At 67.0% G+C, this 19,274-nt stretch carries 22 protein-coding genes; 11 read left to right on the forward strand and 11 right to left on the reverse strand.

Annotated features, from left to right (window positions below):
* Window positions 1–29 precede the first annotated feature (29 nt).
* Entirely contained in the window at window positions 30–908 is an 879-nt protein-coding gene (locus ATJ78_RS01825) for an Fpg/Nei family DNA glycosylase (RefSeq protein ID WP_098409152.1), read from the forward strand.
* A 12-nt stretch (window positions 909–920) separates the two neighbouring features.
* Here ATJ78_RS01825 and ATJ78_RS01830 read toward each other — a convergent pair whose 3' ends face one another.
* The 4 genes from ATJ78_RS01830 to ATJ78_RS01845 all read right to left on the reverse strand — a co-directional run bounded on the left by ATJ78_RS01830 (window position 921) and on the right by ATJ78_RS01845 (window position 4,498).
* Window positions 921–1,937 carry an enoyl-CoA hydratase/isomerase family protein gene (locus ATJ78_RS01830; protein ID WP_098406040.1) on the reverse strand — a complete coding sequence of 339 codons (1,017 nt, stop codon included), beginning with the start codon at window positions 1,935–1,937 and terminating at the stop codon, window positions 921–923.
* Between the two features lie 139 nt (window positions 1,938–2,076).
* Window positions 2,077–2,904, reverse strand: coding sequence for an SDR family oxidoreductase (locus tag ATJ78_RS01835; RefSeq protein WP_098406041.1), 828 nt, complete (start codon window positions 2,902–2,904; stop codon window positions 2,077–2,079).
* Entirely contained in the window at window positions 2,901–3,731 is an 831-nt protein-coding gene (locus ATJ78_RS01840; protein ID WP_098406042.1) for an enoyl-CoA hydratase/isomerase family protein, read from the reverse strand. Before ATJ78_RS01840 ends, ATJ78_RS01835 begins: the two co-directional genes overlap by 4 nt.
* Window positions 3,732–3,739: 8 nt before the next feature.
* On the reverse strand, window positions 3,740–4,498 hold the full coding sequence (locus ATJ78_RS01845; protein WP_098406043.1) for an SDR family NAD(P)-dependent oxidoreductase: 759 nt from the start codon (window positions 4,496–4,498) through the stop codon (window positions 3,740–3,742).
* 50 nt (window positions 4,499–4,548) lie between these two features.
* On the opposite strand from ATJ78_RS01845, the gene ATJ78_RS01850 reads away from it, so the two are divergent.
* From ATJ78_RS01850 to ATJ78_RS01860, 3 genes are all read left to right on the forward strand, one after another.
* Window positions 4,549–5,283: a TetR/AcrR family transcriptional regulator gene (locus ATJ78_RS01850; protein WP_211288407.1), complete on the forward strand. Its 735-nt coding sequence runs from the start codon at window positions 4,549–4,551 to the stop codon at window positions 5,281–5,283.
* Window positions 5,284–5,349: 66 nt separating this feature from the next.
* Window positions 5,350–6,144, forward strand: a complete 795-nt coding sequence (locus tag ATJ78_RS01855) for an ABC transporter ATP-binding protein (protein WP_098406045.1) — start codon at window positions 5,350–5,352, stop codon at window positions 6,142–6,144.
* Window positions 6,141–6,875, forward strand: coding sequence for an ABC transporter permease (locus ATJ78_RS01860; RefSeq protein WP_098406046.1), 735 nt, complete (start codon window positions 6,141–6,143; stop codon window positions 6,873–6,875). The genes ATJ78_RS01855 and ATJ78_RS01860 overlap by 4 nt, the downstream gene beginning before the upstream one ends.
* Before the next feature lie 85 nt (window positions 6,876–6,960).
* On the opposite strand, the gene ATJ78_RS01865 is transcribed toward ATJ78_RS01860, so the two are convergent.
* Window positions 6,961–7,494: an RES family NAD+ phosphorylase gene (locus ATJ78_RS01865; RefSeq protein WP_245836165.1), complete on the reverse strand. Its 534-nt coding sequence runs from the start codon at window positions 7,492–7,494 to the stop codon at window positions 6,961–6,963.
* A 77-nt stretch (window positions 7,495–7,571) separates the two neighbouring features.
* Here ATJ78_RS01865 and ATJ78_RS01870 point away from each other — a divergent pair, with 77 nt between their 5' ends.
* The gene (locus ATJ78_RS01870) at window positions 7,572–7,865 is read left to right on the forward strand and encodes a DUF6412 domain-containing protein (protein WP_098406047.1); all 294 of its coding nucleotides are present in this window, start codon (window positions 7,572–7,574) and stop codon (window positions 7,863–7,865) included.
* A gap of 218 nt (window positions 7,866–8,083) precedes the next feature.
* On the forward strand, window positions 8,084–8,902 hold the full coding sequence (locus ATJ78_RS01875; protein WP_098406048.1) for a YidC/Oxa1 family membrane protein insertase: 819 nt from the start codon (window positions 8,084–8,086) through the stop codon (window positions 8,900–8,902).
* 100 nt (window positions 8,903–9,002) lie between these two features.
* Here the strand turns inward: ATJ78_RS01875 and ATJ78_RS01880 are convergent, their stop codons facing one another.
* Window positions 9,003–9,539 carry a YbhB/YbcL family Raf kinase inhibitor-like protein gene (locus ATJ78_RS01880; protein ID WP_098406049.1) on the reverse strand — a complete coding sequence of 179 codons (537 nt, stop codon included), beginning with the start codon at window positions 9,537–9,539 and terminating at the stop codon, window positions 9,003–9,005.
* A gap of 342 nt (window positions 9,540–9,881) precedes the next feature.
* On the opposite strand from ATJ78_RS01880, the gene trhO reads away from it, so the two are divergent.
* Window positions 9,882–10,799: an oxygen-dependent tRNA uridine(34) hydroxylase TrhO gene (gene trhO / locus ATJ78_RS01885; RefSeq protein WP_098406050.1), complete on the forward strand. Its 918-nt coding sequence runs from the start codon at window positions 9,882–9,884 to the stop codon at window positions 10,797–10,799.
* Here trhO and ATJ78_RS15745 read toward each other — a convergent pair.
* On the reverse strand, window positions 10,787–11,032 hold the full coding sequence (locus ATJ78_RS15745; protein ID WP_141897710.1) for a hypothetical protein: 246 nt from the start codon (window positions 11,030–11,032) through the stop codon (window positions 10,787–10,789). The genes trhO and ATJ78_RS15745 overlap by 13 nt on opposite strands.
* A 187-nt stretch (window positions 11,033–11,219) precedes the next feature.
* Here ATJ78_RS15745 and ATJ78_RS01890 point away from each other — a divergent pair, with 187 nt between their 5' ends.
* From ATJ78_RS01890 to ATJ78_RS01905, 4 genes are all read left to right on the forward strand, one after another.
* Window positions 11,220–12,125 carry an ABC transporter ATP-binding protein gene (locus ATJ78_RS01890; RefSeq protein WP_245836166.1) on the forward strand — a complete coding sequence of 302 codons (906 nt, stop codon included), beginning with the start codon at window positions 11,220–11,222 and terminating at the stop codon, window positions 12,123–12,125.
* Window positions 12,122–12,943 carry an ABC transporter permease gene (locus ATJ78_RS01895; protein WP_098406051.1) on the forward strand — a complete coding sequence of 274 codons (822 nt, stop codon included), beginning with the start codon at window positions 12,122–12,124 and terminating at the stop codon, window positions 12,941–12,943. Before ATJ78_RS01890 ends, ATJ78_RS01895 begins: the two co-directional genes overlap by 4 nt.
* A 74-nt stretch (window positions 12,944–13,017) precedes the next feature.
* Complete coding sequence (locus ATJ78_RS01900; RefSeq protein ID WP_098406052.1) at window positions 13,018–14,433, forward strand: hypothetical protein; 1,416 nt, start codon at window positions 13,018–13,020, stop codon at window positions 14,431–14,433.
* Between the two features lie 51 nt (window positions 14,434–14,484).
* On the forward strand, window positions 14,485–15,492 hold the full coding sequence (locus ATJ78_RS01905; RefSeq protein WP_098406053.1) for an MDR family oxidoreductase: 1,008 nt from the start codon (window positions 14,485–14,487) through the stop codon (window positions 15,490–15,492).
* Window positions 15,493–15,505: 13 nt separating this feature from the next.
* On the opposite strand, the gene ATJ78_RS15990 is transcribed toward ATJ78_RS01905, so the two are convergent.
* The 4 genes from ATJ78_RS15990 to hemB all read right to left on the reverse strand — a co-directional run bounded on the left by ATJ78_RS15990 (window position 15,506) and on the right by hemB (window position 19,251).
* Window positions 15,506–16,153: a hypothetical protein gene (locus tag ATJ78_RS15990; RefSeq protein WP_211288408.1), complete on the reverse strand. Its 648-nt coding sequence runs from the start codon at window positions 16,151–16,153 to the stop codon at window positions 15,506–15,508.
* 94 nt (window positions 16,154–16,247) lie between these two features.
* Window positions 16,248–16,952 carry a Type 1 glutamine amidotransferase-like domain-containing protein gene (locus tag ATJ78_RS01915; RefSeq protein ID WP_098406054.1) on the reverse strand — a complete coding sequence of 235 codons (705 nt, stop codon included), beginning with the start codon at window positions 16,950–16,952 and terminating at the stop codon, window positions 16,248–16,250.
* Window positions 16,949–18,289 (reverse strand): glutamate-1-semialdehyde 2,1-aminomutase, encoded by a 1,341-nt coding sequence (hemL, locus tag ATJ78_RS01920; RefSeq protein ID WP_245836167.1) that lies wholly within the window; start codon window positions 18,287–18,289, stop codon window positions 16,949–16,951. The genes ATJ78_RS01915 and hemL overlap by 4 nt, the downstream gene beginning before the upstream one ends.
* Window positions 18,277–19,251 carry a porphobilinogen synthase gene (hemB, locus tag ATJ78_RS01925; protein WP_098406056.1) on the reverse strand — a complete coding sequence of 325 codons (975 nt, stop codon included), beginning with the start codon at window positions 19,249–19,251 and terminating at the stop codon, window positions 18,277–18,279. Before hemB ends, hemL begins: the two co-directional genes overlap by 13 nt.
* Window positions 19,252–19,274 lie beyond the last annotated feature (23 nt).

Below are 19,274 nucleotides of genomic sequence, written 5' to 3' on the forward strand. Positions count from 1 at the left end.
ATGTCGGCGGCGGGGCCCATACTGGTTCTGTGCCCGAGTTGCCCGAAGTACACGCGCTCGCCGCCGACCTGAAGCGACGGCTCGCCGGACATACAATCGAGCGCTTCGACGTTCTCGCGGTGTCCGCACTGAAGACGGTCGGCATTCCGCCGTCGTCCATCCACGGACGAACGGTCGACGACGTCACCCGTCACGGCAAGTTTCTCGACGTGCAGGTCGGCGACGATCACATCGTCATCCACCTCGCTCGCGCCGGCTGGATCAGATGGCGCGATAGCGCGCCGAAGACGCCCACTCGGCGCGGCAAAGGGCCGTTGGCCGCGCGACTTCTTCTCACGGGAGACGACACGGCGGCGCCCGGGGCCGGGATCGACATCACCGAGGCGGGCACAAAGAAGAGCCTCGCCATTTCGTTCGTCGCAGATCCTCGCGAGGTTCCCGGTATCGCCCGGCTCGGCCCCGACCCTCTCGACGACGCGTTCACGGTCGAGGTGTTCGAGACGGTTCTCGCGCACGCGGGCAGGGCGCAGATCAAGGGCGTTTTGCGCAACCAATCGCTCATCGCGGGCATCGGAAACGCCTACTCCGACGAGATTCTGCACGCAGCGCGCATGTCGCCATTCAAGCCTGCGGCCATGGGGCACGAGGATGCTGTGCAGCTCTACGACGCGCTCAGGTCTACGCTCGAAGCTGCCGTTGCCCGCGCAGACGGACTCGCCGCGGCCGACCTCAAGCGCGAGAAGAAGTCTGGCATGCACGTGCACGGCCGCACGGGAGAAGCTTGCCCGGTGTGCGGCGACACCGTGCGTCAGGTGATCTTCGCCGACTCGACATTTCAGTACTGCCCCACGTGCCAGACGGGCGGAAAGGTGCTCGCGGATCGCGTGCTCTCTCGGCTCGTGAAGTAGGGGCGCAGGACGTTACAAGACGACCCGTTCGACCTCGGTGATGTCGACCTCGGCGATCGTCGCCGGATTCCACCGCGGAGCGTTGTCTTTGTCGACGACCCGCGCACGAATGCCCTCGACGAGATCCGGGCGGTCCAGCAGCCACGACGAGGTGCGGTACTCCTGATCGAGCACGTCGCGAAGGTCGTTGCGCATGCGTGCACGCCGAATAGCCAGGTGCGTCGTCACGAGGCTCGTCGGGCAGAGATCGTCGAGCTCGGCTGCCGCTGCGGTCGCAGCATCCGTCTCCATCTCGTGCAGACGCTCGACGATCTCGGGAACCGTCGCTGCGCTGTAACAATCGTCGATCCAGCGCCACTGCGCCCTGAGAGGCGCCGGCCCCGGATCGACCGCGAATCGCGCGACCGCCGCAGCAGGCTCGTCACCCGCGAGCAGGGCGTCGCGCAGCTTGGGCAGGCTGTCGCTCGGAACGAGGTGATCCGCGAAGCCGCACCACACAGCATCCGCACCCGTCATCGTCGCGGCGTTCAGCCCGAGATATGCGCCGATTGCGCCCGGAGCGCGCGACAGAAGCCACGTGCCCCCAACGTCCGGGGCGAGTCCGATGCGCGTCTCGGGCATCGCGACCTTCGAGCGCTCGGTCACGACACGGATGCTGCCGTGCGACGCCACTCCGACGCCGCCGCCCATCGTCACGCCGTCCATGAGCGCGACGTACGGTTTGGGGTAGTTCGCGATCACGGCGCACAGCGTGTACTCGTCGCGCCAGAAGTCGCGCGTGTCATTGGGCCGCTCGGCCAGGACGTTCTCGCGAAGACCACGGATGTCGCCTCCCGCGCAGAGTCCGCGATCGCCCGCACCGTCAATCACGACAGCGTGCACGCGCGGGTCGGTGCGCCAATGTCCGAGCGCATCGCGGATGCCGAGAATCATGCGGTGCGTCAGCGCATTGATCGCCCGCGGCCTGTTGAGTGTGAGATGCCCGACGCCGTTCTCGACGCGGGCGAGCAGCTGTGCTTCGTCGCTCATGCTCTCACGCTACCCGTATTGTGATTCGCGACCGCCCCGGGGAGCCTCGGCGAACCCATATGGCGATTTCTGCGGTTCTCAGCGCCGAAAACCGCAGAAATCGTCAGATGAACAGTGCTCGAAGCAGGCGCCCACGGCATCACAGGAAGATGTCGGGGAACAGGTCCGACTCATCGACACCCGGCGAATACTTCGCAAGATCGGTCACACCCGCGTCGGCGAGCACGTCTTCGACGATGAGCGACTTTCCGGTGTACTCACGTGCCGGCTTGAGCAGCACCTCATATGCAGCATCCGCGTAGATCTCGGGCGTGCGACTGCGGGCGATCATCTTCTCGCCGCCCAGAACGTTTCCAACCGCTGCCGTCTTGATGGTGGTTCGCGGCCACAGCGTGTTCGCGGCGATGCCATCACCCGCGAACTCGGCGGCCAGACCGAGCGTCGCGATGCTCATGCCGTACTTGGCGAGGGTGTAGCCCGTGTGCGCTCCGAGCCACTTCGGGTCGAGATTGATGGGCGGGCTCAGCGAGAGAATGTGCGGGTTCGCGGCCCCGCACAGGTGCGGAATCGCGGCGCGCGACAGCATGAAGGTGCCACGCACGTTGACATCCTGCATGAGGTCGTAGCGCTTCGGCTCGAGGTCGAGGGTGCGCGAGAGGTTGAGCACGCTCGCGTTGTTGACGACGATGTCGACGCCGCCGAACTCGCCGACCGTCTCGGTGACGGCGCGCACGATGTCGTCGTCGCTGCGCACGTCGCCGACGACCGCGATCGCCTGCCCTCCGGCATCCCGAATCTGCTCGGCTGCCGTGTGCACCGTGCCCTCGAGCTTCGGGTGCGGAGTGTCGGTCTTGGCCAGCAGCGCGATGTTGGCGCCGTCGCGGGCGGCCCGCAGCGCGATCGCGAGGCCGATGCCGCGGCTGCCTCCCGACATCAGAATGGTCTTTCCGGTGAGCGTCTCGGTCATGGGGTCTCCTCGGCTTGAGCGATGGCGGATTCGGAAGGGGCGGACGCTGTCTGCCGACGCGACGAGCGGGCGGCAAACGCCGCAATGCGCTCGGTCGCCTGCGGCGTCTCGAACGCGGCGCCGATCGTGGCGGCCTCATCGCTGAGCGCCTCACGGTAGCTGCGCGGCTCGACGGTCTGGGCGCGCACGAGGCGCTTGGCCTGACCGAACGCCGCCGCTGCCCCGTCGACCCACGATGCGGCGATCTCTCGAGAGCGCGCTGCGAGCGCAGCATCCGTCGTCACCTCGTTGACGAGCCCCCAGTCGCATGCTTCGCGGGCGCCGAGGCGGCGCGACGTGAGCGTGAGCTCAAGAGCGCGGCGCGTGCCAATCGCCTCGGGCAGAAGCGTGCTGACACCGCAGTCGGGAGTGAGGCCGATGTCGGCGTATTTCGACGCGAACGAGGCCGCCTCGCCTGCGACAACGTAGTCCGCCGTGAGCATGAACCCGAGCCCTCCGCCCGCGACCGCTCCCTGCACGGCGGCGACGATCGGCTTGGGCATGGTCGCAAACGTGTGATGGCCTTCATGAATCACGTGCGCGAGCGTCGCGATCATGCTGCCGCCCTCGCCGAACCCGGCCATCGCGGCCACGTCGCCGCCGGCGCAGAACGCGGGGCCCGCGGCATCGAGCAGCACGGCAGAGACGTCAGCGCGCTCCGCGATCTCGGCGGCAACATCGCGCCACCGGTACGCCGCCTCATCGTTGATCGCGTTGAGCCGCGTCGGCCGGTTGAGGGTGACGTGCGCGACTCCGCCGTCGACCTCGAACAGGATGCTGTCAGACATCGTTCTCCTTACTTGGGCGCCATGCGAATGGCGCCGTCGAGGCGAATGGTCTCGCCGTTGAGGTAGCCGTTGTCGACGATGTGCTCCACGAGCCGCGCGTACTCGGCGGGGCGCCCGAGGCGCGACGGGAACGGCACCTGCTGCCCGAGCGAGTCCTGTGCCGGCTGCGGCAATCCCGCGAGCATGGGCGTCTCCATGATTCCCGGCGCAATCGTCATGACGCGAATGCCGTAGCGGGCAAGTTCGCGCGCGATCGGCAGCGTCATGGAGTGCACGCCGCCCTTCGACGCGGCATACGCGGGCTGGCCGATCTGCCCGTCGAACGCGGCGACGGATGCTGTATTCACGATGACGCCGCGTGAGCCGTCGTCGTTGGCGTCCGTCTGCGCCATGGCCGCTGCCGCGAGTCGTATGACGTTGAACGTTCCGATGAGGTTGACGTTGACGATCTTCGCGAAGGCGTCGAGCTCGAGCGGGCCGTCTTTGCCGAGCACTTTCGCGGGCGGAGCGATGCCCGCGCAGCTGACGACGGTGCGCAGCGGACCGAGTGCTGTCGCAGCATCCACGGCCTTCTGCATCTGTTCGGGGCTCGTGACGTCTGCGGCCACGAACTCGCCCTCGATTGCGGCGGCGGCCTCTGCCCCGTTCGATGACTCGAGGTCGACGATCACCACCTTGATCCCGCGCGCTGAGAGGCGTCGTGCGGTGGCGTTGCCGAGGCCTGAGGCGCCTCCCGTCACGAGTGCCGATGTACCGTCGAGCGTCATTGCTACCTCCAAGCGTCGAGTTACGGTGCGAGCCTATGCCGCGGACGAGCGTGCTTCCACCCCTTGTCGCGAGTGAGACGGATGCCGCCTCCGCGATGTCGGCCGCGTTGTCGACGCCCTACAACTCGCCGCGCCCCGAGCCGCCGCGTAGGCTGATGCTCGTGGACAGTGCCTCCGCCAAGCCTCGCCGAGGGCGCCCGCGCAAGAACCTGCGCGGTGACACGCGTGCGAGAATCGCGGATGCTGCCGCCGCAGAGTTCGCCGACAAAGGCTACGACGCGACGTCGATTCGCGCGATCGCCCGACGTGCCGGGGTCGACTCGGCGCTCGTGCACCACTACTTCGACACGAAGGCTGCCCTGTTCGCCGACGTCGTCAAGCTGCCCGTTCGCCCCGATCGCATTGTTCGTCAGGCGCTGGAGGCCCCGATCGAGAGGCTCGGAGAATCGATCGCGCGTACTGTTCTTACCGCGTGGGAGAACCCGAAGGTGAAGCCGGTAGGCGTCACGGTTCTGCGCTCGGCGATCGGCGGTTCTGCAGCCGGAGGCCTGATCCGGCAGTTTCTGCTGCGTGAGCTCATGAGCGCCATCGCCGACAAGCTCGAGCACTCCGGTGTGCCGCACGCTGAGGCTGCGCTGCGCGCCGAGCTCGTGCTCACGCAGGTCGCCGGCGTGCTGATCATGCGCCACGTCCTCGGCGCCGACCCCCTCGCATCCATGCCCGTTGACGACGTCATTACGCGCATTGCGCCGGCGCTGCAGCTGCACATCGACGGCCTCACCTGACGGCATCCTCGGTCCCGTACCCCTCGCTCTTGACACCGCGCTCCGCTCCGGCGTTTAATTCATCACATGGTGAATAATGCGATCGAGGTGAGCGAGCTCACTGTTCGGCGTGGCCGCACGACGGTGATCGACGGCCTCGACCTCACAGTGCCGCGCGGAGCGATCGTCGGCCTGCTCGGGCCCAGCGGCAGCGGCAAGACAACGCTCATGCGCGCGATCGTCGGTGTGCAGGTCATTCGCAGCGGCACGGTTACGGTGCTCGGAGAGCCGGCGGGATCCGCCCCGCTGCGCCACCGTGTCGGCTACATGACGCAGCAGGCCAGCATCTACGATGACCTCACTGTGCGCCAGAATCTGCGCTACTTCGCGCGGGTGCAGGGCGCACCAGCATCCGATATCGACCGTGTGCTCGAGCGCACCGACCTCACCGCGCAGGCCGACCAGCTCGCCCGCACGCTCTCGGGCGGCCAAGCCAACCGCGTCTCGCTCGCGGCCGCGATGCTCGGCTCCCCCGACCTGCTCGTTCTCGACGAACCGACCGTCGGGCTCGACCCGGTGCTGCGCGCCGACCTCTGGAGCATCTTCCGCTCGCTCGCCGACGACGGCGCCACCCTGCTCGTCTCGAGCCACGTCATGGACGAGGCGACGCGCTGCGACCGGCTGCTTCTCATGCGCGAGGGAGCGATCATCGACGACACGACACCTGCCGAGCTGCTCGAGAGCACGGGAACCGACTCGGCTGAAGACGCGTTTCTGCGCATCATCGAAGCGCACGACAGGGGAGCGGATGCTGCAGCTCAGCGTGCCGCAGCATCCGACCCTCACCGACCACGCGGGCGTCACGCGGGAGGCACCCGATGAACCCGATGCGCACTCTCGCGACGGCGGGCCGCGTGCTCATGCAGATTCGGCACGACCCGCGCACGATCGCGCTGCTGCTCGTCGTGCCGAGCCTGCTGATCGGCCTCGTCGCGTGGATCTTCGACGAGACGTCCGTCTTCGCCGACATCGGCCCCGCGATGCTCGCGCTGTTCCCGTTTATCGTGATGTTCCTCGTCACGAGCATCGGCACGCTGCGCGAACGCCGAAGCGGCACCCTCGAGCGGCTGCTGTCGATGCCGCTCGGCCGCGGCGACTTCATTCTCGGCTACACGCTCGCGTTCGGGCTGCTCGCCGTCGCGCAGACCACTGTCGCCGTGGCGTACGCCACGTGGGTGTGCGGCCTCGAGATTGAGGGGTCGGTGTGGATGCTGTTCGTCGTCGCCATCGCCGATGCACTGCTCGGCACGGCACTCGGTCTGCTCGCGAGCGCCTTCGCGCGCACCGAGTTTCAGGTCGTGCAGTTCATGCCGGTGTTCGTGTTTCCGCAGATACTGCTCGGAGGCATCTTTCTGCCGCGCGATCAGCTGCCCGACGTGCTCGAGGTGATCGGCGACTGGATGCCGCTGTCGCACGCGATCGACGCGCTCACTGCAGTGTCGACGGGCGACGAAGACGCGGGCTACGTCTGGCTGCGCATTCTGTTCATCGCGTGCTGGATCGTTGGCGCGATTGTCGTCGGTTCGCTGACGCTGCGCCGCCGCACGCCGTAGCGTGTGCTTTATTCGGAAATCCGAGGGCATGCTCGGGGCTCCCGTCACAAAACCCCTGGTCACGGATGCCGGGGCGCGCCGCACCTCATGAATTTTCCGCCTGAAGCGCACGCACCGTCGCGTCGCTCCAGTCGAAGAGAGTGAGATGCCACAGCCCCGGTCTTTGCCGCGACGGGTCGATGAGGCCGCGAGCCCCGGCAGCGACGAGGGCGTCGCGCACGCGCCAGGACGGCGGAGTGCGCCCCTCTGCGACGGCCTCCTGCCACGGCGCTGCCGCCTCCTCAGGATCAACGCCGAAGAGAGCCGCTGCGGCAGCGTCGCGCAGATCGGCGATTGAGTCTACCTTGACGTCAAAGGCCATCACCTCGAGCTTCGGCGCCCGGTGGTCGACGTGTGCGATCATCGCCGCAGCAACGCCTTCGTGTGAGGCACTGAGGTACAAGGTCGACTCCCCGGTGCGCGAGTAGCGCCCCGGGTTGCGTGAACCCGCGAGGGCAGCACCCTTGTGTGCAGGGTCGACCGCACGATAGAACGTTCCGCGCACCGTGCAGAAGCCGCCAGCGCCTGTCCGGATGCTGGGCCCTGCGTCCTGTGTCGTCGGCTCAGAGGTCTCATCCACGACGCCCAGCTTGCCAGACGACACCCACGCGCGAGTGGTACTCTGACGGCGTTCCCACCCGAGGTCACGAGGTCACAGTGCTGCAATACATCGAGTTCATCACGCGGTTCATCACCGCTGCCTTTGAGCTCTCTGCGGCCAACCACACGCTGTGGGAGTTTGCGCTCGTCGCCGCGATCGGCCTGGCCGGCACCGCGGTCGTGGTCACGGCGCACTCGAGGTTCGCTATCGCCGTCACGGCGGGCGAGCCGTTCGTCGGCCGCATCCTTCCCCCGCGCGATACGTCGCGCATGCTCTCTCAGAGCGCACCGGATGCTGCGGGAAAGCCACGGCCCCGAGCACCGGGACTGGTCACTGCGACCGTCGCCTGACGCAGCCGCAGCGCATCGACGCTCTGCCGCACGGCACACTTCTCGAGGTGCCCCGGCCCAGAGTGAGCAGGTTCGGCACCGCCGGCGCTCCGTGCGGCAGCCAGGTTCGTCATCGCATCATCCGGCCAGTGCGGTCCGCGGTTCTGCGCATGGCGAGGCCTGCAGCGTCAGCATCCGATGGTCATACGGCTCCCCCTCCGCGTCGTCGAAAGTGACCCATGAACATCTACGAATTCGCGCCCATCGCGTGGCTCATCAACATCGCCCATACCGTGCTCACCTTCTTGAGCGACCTCATCGAACCCGTCGTCGGCGGGGCGAGCGCCGCCCTCGCCGTCATGCTGCTCACGATCATCGTGCGCGCGTGCCTCATTCCCGTCGGACGATCGCAGGTCAAAGCGCAGATCGACAGGCAGCGCCTCGCGCCGCAGCTGCAGGCCCTGCAGAAGAAGTACAAGAAGAAGCCCGAAGTGCTGCAGCGCAAGACCATGGAGCTGTACCAGAAAGAGAAGGTCTCGCCCATGGCGGGCTGCCTGCCGATGCTCGCGCAGATGCCCGTGCTCATGGCGGTGTACGGGCTGTTTCTCGTGCCGACCATCAACGGCGAACCGAACGACCTGCTGACCCACTCGTTCTTCGGCACCGAGCTCGGCGACAGCCTCGTGCTGCAGATTCAGTCGGGCACCGTCACGGTGACGTCGGCGATCATGTACGCGATCATCGTCGTGATCATCGCGGTTGTCGCGCAGGCGTCTCGCAAGATCCTCATGCCGCCGATGCCGCCGCAGACCGAGCGCCCTGAACCGGCGCCCGGCATGCCGCAAATGCCCGACATGACCAAGATCACCAAGGTGCTCAGCTTCATGCCGTTCATGACGGCGATCGTCGCGACGTTCGTTCCGCTCGCCGCGGCGCTCTACCTGCTCGTCACAGTGTCGTGGACGCTCGGCGAGCGCGTCATTCTGCGCAAGCTGATGGGTGCGGACAAGCCGGCAGACGGCACGGATGCTGCGGGAGCGACGCCGCAAACGGCATAACGCGCCCACGAGAAGTGCGCCCTTGCGGACAAAGTGTCACCGCGCAGCACACCTTATCCGCGACACCACACCTGACAGGCCGCCGCGTCGGCCTCGCGCCTCAGGCGGCGCCGCCGAACTCCCCCACGCCCTTCAAGATCGCCCGAGCAAGCGTGTGAAAGTGCAGGTTGAAGCCGAGCACCGCAGGGGTCGACTGCGCGTCGATGTCGAGCGACGGCACGTCAACGGCGTGCACAACGAAGTAGTAGCGGTGCACTCCCGTTCCCTCGGGCGGAGCAGCCCCCGTGAACGACGGCTCGCGCAGCTCGTTGGGCAGCGTGACGGCGCCGTCGGGCAGCATCCCCGAGTCAGGCGCTCCTGCGCCCGTCGGCAGCGACGTCACATCGGCCGGAATGTTGAACACAGCCCAGTGCCAGAACCCCGAGCCCGTCGGAGCATCCGGGTCGTATGCGGTGACCGCGAAGCTCTTGGTCTCGGGCGGAAACCCCGACCATGCGAGATGCGGAGACGTGTCTGCACCGCCCGCGTCTGCCGCATACTGCGGTGGCTTCAGCGGCAGATCCGGGTCGAGATCGTCGCTTTCGACGGTGAACTCGGGCACTGCATCGAGCTGGGCATAGGGATCGTAATCGAACATGAACCGCTCCGTTCTGTCTGATCCTCCCAGCCTATCGACGTGTGGCAGATGTCAAGCAGTTGCCCGATTCGCCCTGGTGACAGCGGCCGCTCTCATACCCACGGGCGAGGTGAATCATCCTTTGGCGTGATGTGCCGCGAACGGCAACACGATGAACTTGTACCGTGAACGAAAACACGAAGGCCTCAAAGCCCCTGGTCATCCTCGCGACACTCACGGGGGTGATCGCCCTCACGTGCGGCGCAGCGGCCGTCTGGCTCGTGACCGTCGGCATCTGACAGTCACCAGAAGAGCGGATGCTGTGACAGCATCCGCTCGTGATCGGGCACGTAAAATCAAGCGGTGGCCATTCCGAAGATCCTGCTCTACTACGTCTTCACACCGCTGAGCGACCCCGATGCGATTCGCCTGTGGCAGCGCGATCTCTGCGAGTCGCTGAACCTGCGCGGCCGCATCCTCATCTCGAAAGACGGCATCAACGGTACGGTCGGCGGCGAGCTGAACAGTGTCAAGCGCTACCTGCGCAAGACGCGCGAGTATGCCGCTTTCAAGAACATGGACGTCAAGTGGTCCGAGGGCACGGCGCTCGATGAGGGCGGGGCGAGTCTCGACTTTCCCAAACTCAGTGTCAAAGTGCGCGACGAAATCGTCTCATTCGGCGCACCGGGTGAGCTGAAGGTCGATGCCACGGGCGTCGTCGGCGGCGGCACGCACTTGAGCCCGCAGCAGGTGAACGAGCTCGTTGCCGATCGCGGCGACGACGTCGTGTTCTTCGACGGCCGCAACGCCTTCGAAGCCGAGATCGGGCATTTCAAGAACGCCGTGGTGCCCGACGTCGATACGACGCGCGACTTCGTCGACGTGCTCGACTCCGGTGCATACGACCACCTCAAAGACAAGCCCGTCGTCACGTACTGCACGGGCGGCATCCGCTGTGAAGTGCTCTCGAGTCTCATGCGCAATCGAGGGTTCAGCGAGGTCTACCAGATCGACGGCGGAATCGTGCGCTACGGAGAGCAGTTCGGCGACGACGGTCTCTGGGAGGGCTCGCTCTACGTCTTCGACAAGCGCATGAAGCTCGAGTTCTCAGAGAACGCTGCCGTCATCGGCGCGTGCGCCGTCTGCGGGGCGACGACGAGCCACATGCAGAACTGCACAGAGCCCTCGTGCAGAACGCAGCTTGTCGTGTGCGATGCGCACGCAGCATCCGGTCCCCTCTGCGTCGTGCATCAGGGCGAAGACTCGCGTCACTCGTCGTAGTCGCTCGCGGGAATTCCTTCGTCGTAGTCGCTCGCTGACTCATAGTCATTGGCGTCGTCGAGCTCGGTCTCGGCATCGTCACCGTACCCGTGGGGTGTGACTCTCTCGTCGACGTCTTCGGGCGTCTGGCTGAGGTCGTCGCGACTCTGCTCGATGACGTCGGCCTCGTTCGCCTCAGCATCCGAGAGCGAAGGATCATCGCCGAAGTTTGGTGTGAAGTCCGGGTCGCTCATAGTCCACTCCTCTCGTGTGATTCGACCGTACGGCGCGGCACACGCAACAGCAAGGCCTTCACAGAGACAGGTCAGCGAGTCCGGATGCTGCTCGCCAGCGAGAGCGCCCGGAAATCTCCGCCGTCAGAGGGATGCGCGGCGCGGCCTGCTCCGTCACACTGAGAGAAGCACAGCGAAAGGAGAAGGCGTGGGCGATCCCGGAGTGACGATCGAGTTCAGCAGCCTCACCAAGACCTTCGGCGGCTTTGCCGCTGTCAACGACATTTCATTCTCGGTCAAGCCGGGGCGCGTCACCGGGTTTCTCGGGCCGAACGGCGCCGGAAAAACGACGAGCCTGCGCACGCTCCTGGGGCTCGTGAACCCGACGAGCGGTTCCGCGACGTTCGGCGGAACCCGCTACCGCGACCTGCCAACACCGCTCACGACCGTCGGCGCCGCTCTCGAGGCGGCGAGCTTCCATCCGGGACGTTCTGCGCGCCACCACCTCGAGATCTACGCGCGGGCCGCCGGTCTGCCCCTCGCCCGCGCACGCGAGGTGCTCACGCTCGTCGGCCTCGACCCGTTCGTCGACAAGCGCGTCGGCGGTTACTCGCTGGGCATGCGCCAGCGCCTCGGCCTCGCATACGCGATGCTCGGAGACCCCCGCGTGCTGGTTCTCGACGAGCCCGTGAATGGCCTCGACCCCGAGGGCATCAAGTGGATTCGCGAGCTGCTCAGGGGACTCGCGGCAGAGGGACGCACCGTACTGATCTCGTCGCACCTTCTGAGCGAGGTGCAGCAGACCGTCGACGATGTCGTGATCATCTCGAAGGGAGAGATCGTTCACGAGGGAACTCTCGCTGACCTCGACACGGGCGACCAGCTGCGCGTGCACGTGGACTCGCCCGATCGCGCGGCGCTTCAGGCGGCTCTCGAGTCGGCCGGCTTCGCGTTCGACGTGAGCCGCACCGGATTCATCGTGCGCGACGTCGAACCCGGCGCTGTCGGGCACGCCGCCTTTGTCTCGGGCGTTGAGCTGCACGTGCTGCAGCGCAAGTCATCGGGACTCGAAGAGAGATTCCTGTCGATCGTCGGCGGAGGTGATGTCGCATGAGTACGCTCATCGCTGCCACGCGGGCGGAGTTCGCCAAGGTGTTCACGACGCGCATCTGGTGGATTCTGCTCATCATTCTCGCGGCCTACATCGCCTTGCTCTCGGGAGGGCTCGGCCTCGTGTTCGGCGCGACATCCGAGGGCCTCCTCGGAGCATCCGCCGGCGCAGAGCAGATGCCGACCGACGGTCTCGCGGTCACGATCTACAGCACGGCGACGAGCATCGGCTACGTCTTTCCGCTACTGCTCGGCGCTCTGGCCACAACGGGTGAGTTCCGGCATCAGACGCTCACGCCGACATTTCTCGCCACTCCCAAACGCGGAGTCGTTCTGTCGGCGAAAATGATCGCCCTGTTCGTCGTCGGCGGCGGCTACGGCGTCGTCGCCCTCGCGTGCGCCGTCGGCGCTGGCTCCGCTGCCCTTGCCGCGTTCGGCATCGACACCGCCCTCGACTCCTCAGACACGTGGGCGCTGATCGGCCGATCGGTTCTCGCGATGGCCATCTGGACGATGCTCGGCGTGGGTCTCGGCTCGGTGATCCCCAACCAGGTGGCGACGATCGTGATCGTTCTCGCCTTCACGCAGTTCGTCGAACCCATTCTTCGCTCGATCGGCGCCCTCGCCGACTGGATCGGCCAGGTCACGAAGTGGCTGCCCGGCGCTGCGAGCGATGCCCTCGTCGGGGCGAGCTTCTACGGCATGATGGGCACAAGCGACACGCAGCTCGAGTGGTGGGCCGGAGGCCTCGTTCTTCTCGCCATCGCGCTCGTCGTGACGGTTCTCGGGTGGCTCATCACGTGGCGCCGCGACGTCACGTGATCGCGATAGACGGATGCTGTGAGTCGCACAGCGGCTCCCAGTTGCCGCCTGTGCACCAAACGTAGGATTGAGCTATGGAAATCGTCGTTATCCTCGCAGTGCTGCTCGTGGGCGGCGCCGTCACCTACTTCGTTCTCGGGGCGCGACGCAGAAAGCGCGCCGTCACGGAGCGGCAGCAGGCAAGCGCGCAGATCGATGCGCTCGAGGTCGAGGCGGGTCAGGCGCTCGTGCGTGCCGACGAGCGCATTCTCCTCGCCGACGACGAGCTCGGGTTCATCACTGTCGAGTTCGGTGAGCAGGTCATCTCGCAGTTCCGCAGTGCGCTCGCCGACGCCCGCGGCTCCCTGACCGAGGCGTTCCGCCTCAACCAGCTGCTGCACGACGAGAAGCCCGACACCCCAGACGAGCGGCGAAGCATGTCGCAGGGCATCGTCAGACACTGCTCGAACATCGAGACAACGCTCGGTGAGCAGACGGCGGCCGTCTCGAAGCTCCGTGAGTCCATGCGCGGGCTTCCGGATGCTGTCGCGTCGGCGCGCGGCGACATTACGACGGTGCGCGAGCGCGTCGAGCCGGCGCGGCGCGCCCTCGCCGCAGCATCCGACCGCTATGCCGAGTCTGCACTGCGATCTGTCGCGCCCAACGTCGAGCAGGCGGAGCGCCTCATCGAGTTCAGCGAGCGCAGCCTGCAGATCGCCGAAGAGAAGCACTCCGAGCGCCTCGCGATTCCCGCGAGCAAAGCGCTGACGGTGGCGCGCGAGAGCGTCTCTCGCGCCGATGGACTCCTGCGTGCGGTGAGCGACTTCGAGATGGAGGCGCTGTCGGCCGAATCGACGTTGGCCGCGGTGATCGAGGACTCGCGCAGCGACATCATCGCGGCACGCGAGGTCGCGGAGCGTCCCGCCGATCTGGGGCCCGCGATCGAGCGTCTGCGTCACGAGACCGACGCCGTCGCGCAGCAGACGGGCAAGCGCGATCCCTTCGAGACGCTCTCTCGACTGCGCGACGCTAACTCAGCGCTCGACGCGATCATGGACCGCATCACGCAGAAGCGCAACGACGAAGAGCGCATGCGCAGCCAGCTGCCGCACGCGATCGACGACGCCGAGAGGCAGATCGCTGCGGCCACGAACATCGTCGACAACTACCAGGCGCCCGTCGGCCCCGACGCTCGCACGCGTCTCGCAGAAGCCCGCCGGATGCTCGACGGCGCGCGCACGGAGTCCGACACCGGCACCGCCGTCGCGAACGCGCGTCGTGCGGCAGATCTTGCCTCGGAGGCCGCGCGCATCGCCCACAACGACATCCAGCAGGGTGGAATGTACGGCATGCCCGGCTACGGCCCGCAGCGCGGCATGTATGGGCGCGGTGGCTACGGGCGTGGTGGGTATGGACGCGGTGGCCTCGGCGGCGGCGACATGCTCACGGGCATTCTCGGTGGCATGGTCGTCGGTGGTCTCCTCGATGACATGGGTGACATGTTCGACTGAGGCACAGTCGAGTGCTTTCGGCGACCGGCGGTGCAGGCATAGGCTGGCCGCATGACGTTTCGCGCATGGTGGATCGAGAAGAACGAGGATGCCGAGGGCACAACGCAGCAGACCGCGAGCTTGACCGATCTCGGACCCGCCGCTCTGCGCTCAGGCGACACATGGGTCGACCTGGCGGCATCAAGCGTCAACTACAAGGATGCTCTCGCCCTGACCGGCGGCGCCGGAATCGTTCGCGAGTGGCCGCTCATTCCGGGCATCGACGTCGTGGGAACCGTGCGCTCGTCGGACTCCGGACTGTGGACGCCGGGAGAGCACGTTCTGCTCAACGGCGCCGGGCTCGGTGAGAGCCGACACGGAGGCCTCGCGGAGGTGGCGCGCGTTGACGGGGAACAGCTCGTTCGTGTTCCGCAGCGCTTCACCCCGACGCAAGCCGCCGCCATTGGAACGGCGGGGTTCACGGCAATGCTCGCCGTGCTCGCCATCGAGAAGCATGGCGTCGAACCGGGCGATGGTCCGATTCTCGTCACGGGTGCCGCGGGCGGCGTCGGCTCCGTCACGATCGCCCTTCTCGCGCACCTCGGCTACGAGGTCGTCGCCTCGACGGGCCGAGGCGAGAGCGAGGGCGATTACCTGCGGCACCTCGGCGCGACAGACATCGTGGATCGGCATGAGCTGAGCGACGAAGCGGGAAAACCGCTGCAGAAGCAGCGGTGGACGGCGGTGGCGGATGCTGTCGGCAGCACGACGCTCGCCAATGCACTCGCGCAGACGCAGTACGGCGGCATCGTCACAGCATGCGGTCTCGCCCAGGGCGCCGATCTCCCGGCGACCGTCGTTCCGTTCATCTTGCGCGGTGTCACGCTCGCCGGGGTGAATTCCGTGGATGCTCCGCACGAGCTGCGCGAGGAGGCGTGGACCCGCCTCGCGCAGAATCTCGACATCGACCTGCTCGACGAGATGACAGAGGTCTACGCGCTTGCCGACGCGCGCTCCGTTGCCGACCAGGTGCTCGCGGGTTCCGTTCGGGGACGCGCCGTCATCGACGTGACTCAGTAACGCTCAGCGGCCGTCAGCTGTCAGACGTCGTCGGGCCAGACTTCTTGGGCCCCGACTTCTTCGGTCGAGATTTCTGAGGATCAGGCTTCTGCGCGCTGGGCTTCTGCCCAGAGGGCTTCTTTCCACTGGACTTCTGCCCGCCAGACTTCTGCCCGCCAGACTTCGGGGCGTCGGACTTCGGCACCGACCGCTTCTTCTTGGGCGTCGCCTGCTTCTTCGCGTCTCCGCCTGCCTCGGCATCCTTCTCGGCAACGCTCGCGACGGCCTTCGTTCGCGGTTTCGCGTGGTGAATGCGCACCTTGTGGGGCTTGCGCTCTTCGAGGCGCAGCGCAGCGATCAGCTCGACGCCCTTGCGCGTCGACACGAGCACGCGCCGGAACTCCTCGTCGACGAGGTCGATTACGACGGCCGGTCGGGCTCCCTTGAGAACGAGAAAGTCCTTGCCTCCGTGAAACTTCCACTGGCCGACCGCGAGCGTGAGCGGAACCGCGGTGCCCGGCGCGCGAACCCCGCGCACCCAGATCCACGGGTCGTCGGTGAGGGCGACAGAGCGAATGCTGTCGCGCGGAATCACGAGGGAGTCCTTGCGGTGAGCAAGCATCTTCTCTGCCGCGGTCAGCTTGATCTCAAGTCGATCGGAGTGCAGCAGAATTGACGCCATGCATCTAGTCTGCCGCGTATATTCCGGTAGCGGGATGGTGAAACCTCACAAAGAGGTAACACCCAGTTTGGTCACAGGCGATCAGGAGCCGCGCTCAGAGCTCCCGAACCGAGAGGGGCTCCTCGACAGCGCCGTCGCCAACGCGGCGCACGCGGTACACGGGGCGGTCTGGTCGCTCGGCGACCGCCTCGACCACGACACCATCGCGCAGCATGACTGCGGCGTGATCGTCAACCGCGATTCCGTCAGTCAGCTCGCCTGCCGCCACCCAGCGCTGGTACTTCTCGCGACGTCCCTCTTCGCCGAGGTAGTGCGGGCATGCGCTGCCTGCGACGAACCCCAGCCCGTCGCGAAGCGGCGCGAGCGGTCCGTACGAGTCGGTTGACGACGCCTCGAACCAGCAGTTCATTCCCGCGCTGATTCCCGCCAGCACCGTGCCGTTCGCGGCGGCCTCGCGCAGAATTTCGGGGAGACCGTGCAGTCGCCACACGGCGAGCAGGTTCGCCGTCGATCCGCCGCCGACATAGATCACGTCCTGGTCGAGAAGAACGCGCGGGTCGGTGTACCCCCACGGGTCCTGACCGAAGAGCGACAGCACACGCGTTTCAGCGCGGCCGTCGAACGCGTCTTCAAAGCGCCGGCCGTAGCTGTCGGCGTCTCCGCTCGCGGTCGGCACAAAGCAGACGCGTGGCGTGGCAGCATCCGTCAGTCCGAGAATGTAATCGTCGATCAGCGACGGCCTGTCGGGCGCCACCGAGAATCCTCCGCCGCCGAGCGCGACGATCGTGCCGGCGATCATGGGGCCGAAGCGGATGCTGCGGCACGCGCAGCCGTGGGAAGCGCGTCAATGATGCGGCTCACTGCGCGCTCGTCGTGCGCGGCAGTGACGAACCATGCCTCGAACACGCTCGGAGGCAGTGCGACGCCCGCGTCGAGCATCGCGTGGAAGAACGGCGGGTAGCGCCACGTCTGCTGCGCCTGCATGTCGGCGTAGTCGACGGGAGGCGTCTCGGTGAACGCAAAGCTGAACAGGTTGCCCGCACGCTGCACCTGGTGGGCGACGCCCTCCCGCGCAAGTGCCTCGGAGACGGCCTGCGCGAGCGTGTCTGCTGTGCTGTCGAGGTGCGCGTAGACCTCGGGCGTCGCGTGCTCGAGCGTGGCGATTCCGGCGGCCATCGCGACGGGATTCCCTGAGAGCGTTCCCGCCTGATACACGGGACCCGTCGGCGCGAGATGCTCCATGACGTCGGCGCGGCCGCCGAGCGCGGCAACCGGCATCCCTCCCCCAATGACCTTGCCGAACGTGAACAGGTCTGGCTGGTACGCCGGCCCTTCGCCCGTGCTCAGCCCCCAGTAGCCTGCCGCTGTCACGCGGAATCCGGTCAGCACTTCGTCGAGAATGAGCAGCGATCCATTTTCGTGAGCGATGTCGGCGAGCGCGGCGTTGAAGCCGGGCTTCGGCGCAAGCACACCCATGTTGGCGGATGCTGCCTCGACAATGATCGCGGCGATGCGATCACCGTGCTCAGCGACCGCTGCGCGCACGGCGTCGATGTCGTTGTACGGCAGCACGAGCGTCTGCGCAGCGATCGGCGCGGGAACGCCGGCCGAGCCGGGCAGCGCCATGGTCGCAACTCCGGACCCGGCGGCAGCCAGCAGGCCGTCGGAATGGCCGTGATAGTGCCCGGCGAACTTGATGAGAAGATCGCGGCCCGTGTAGCCCCGCGCAAGGCGAATCGCGCTCATCGTGGCTTCGGTTCCGGTCGACACGAGACGGAGCTGCTCGATCGGGTGAACCGTTTCTCCGTTCGCCCCTGCGCCGGCCACGCGTGATTCGACGAGCTCGGCAAGCTCGGTCTCGCTCGGAGTCGAGGCGCCGAACGAGAGGCCGAGCGCCGCGGCATCCTGCACCGCCTTCACGACCGCTGGGTGGGCGTGGCCCAGAATCGCCGGCCCCCACGAGGCGACGAGATCGACGAACTCGCTGCCCTCGGCGTCGTAGACGTACGGCCCCTCGGCGCGCACGAGAAAGCGGGGAGTTCCGCCGACGGATCCGTACGCGCGAACCGGCGAGTTCACGCCGCCGGGAATCGCCCGCTTTGCCCGCTCGAAGAGCTCGTTGTTCACTTGATCCACCCTGCGATCTCTGTTGCCCAGTAGGTGAGTACGGTGTCGGCGCCTGCGCGGCGAATGCCGAGAACAGACTCGAGGATGCTGGCGCGACGATCGATCCATCCCTGCGACGCCGCGGCTTCGATCATGGCGTACTCCCCAGAGATCTGGTAGGCCCACACGGGGACGTCGCTGATCTCGGCAACGTCGCTGAGCACGTCGAGGTAGCTCATGGCGGGCTTCACCATGACGATGTCCGCGCCCTCGGCGAGGTCGAGCGTGGCCTCGCGCAGGCCCTCGCGGCGGTTGGCGGGGTCTTGCTGGTAGGTGCGGCGATCGCCCTGCAGCTGCGAGTCGACGGCTTCGCGGAAGGGCCCGTAGAACGCAGACGAGTACTTGGCGGCGTAGGCAAGCACTGCCGTGTCGGTGTGGCCTGCGGTATCGAGGGCATCGCGCACGACGGCGACTTGGCCGTCCATCATGCCGCTGAGGCCGAGAATGCTCGACCCGGCGTTCGCCTGGGCGACCGCCATGTCGGCGTATCGCTCGAGCGTCGTGTCGTTGTCGACGTGCCCGGCGGCGTCGAGAACGCCGCAGTGCCCGTGGTCGGTGAACTCGTCGAGGCACAGGTCGGTCTGCACGACGAGGGCGTCGCCCACCTCACGCTGCAGTCGCTCGGTGGCGCGGTTCAGGATGCCGTCGGGGTCAGTCGCCTGCGATCCTGTCGCGTCGCGCACGCTCGGGATGCCGAAGAGCATGACCCCGCCGATGCCGGCGTGCGCAGCCTCGTCAGCCGCGCGCGCGAGGGACTCCATGGAGTGCTGGACGACGCCGGGCATCGAGCCGATGGGAACCGGCTCCGACGCATCTTCGCGCACGAACATCGGCAGCACGAGATCGGCGGGATGCAGCCGGGTCTCGGCGACGAGACGCCGCATCGCAGGAGTTGTGCGAAGACGGCGAGGACGGATGCGCGGAGGCGTCACGTGTTCTCCATTCGATCGGCGGC

Source organism: Paramicrobacterium agarici (assembly GCF_002563955.1).
GTDB lineage: Bacteria > Actinomycetota > Actinomycetes > Actinomycetales > Microbacteriaceae > Paramicrobacterium > Paramicrobacterium agarici.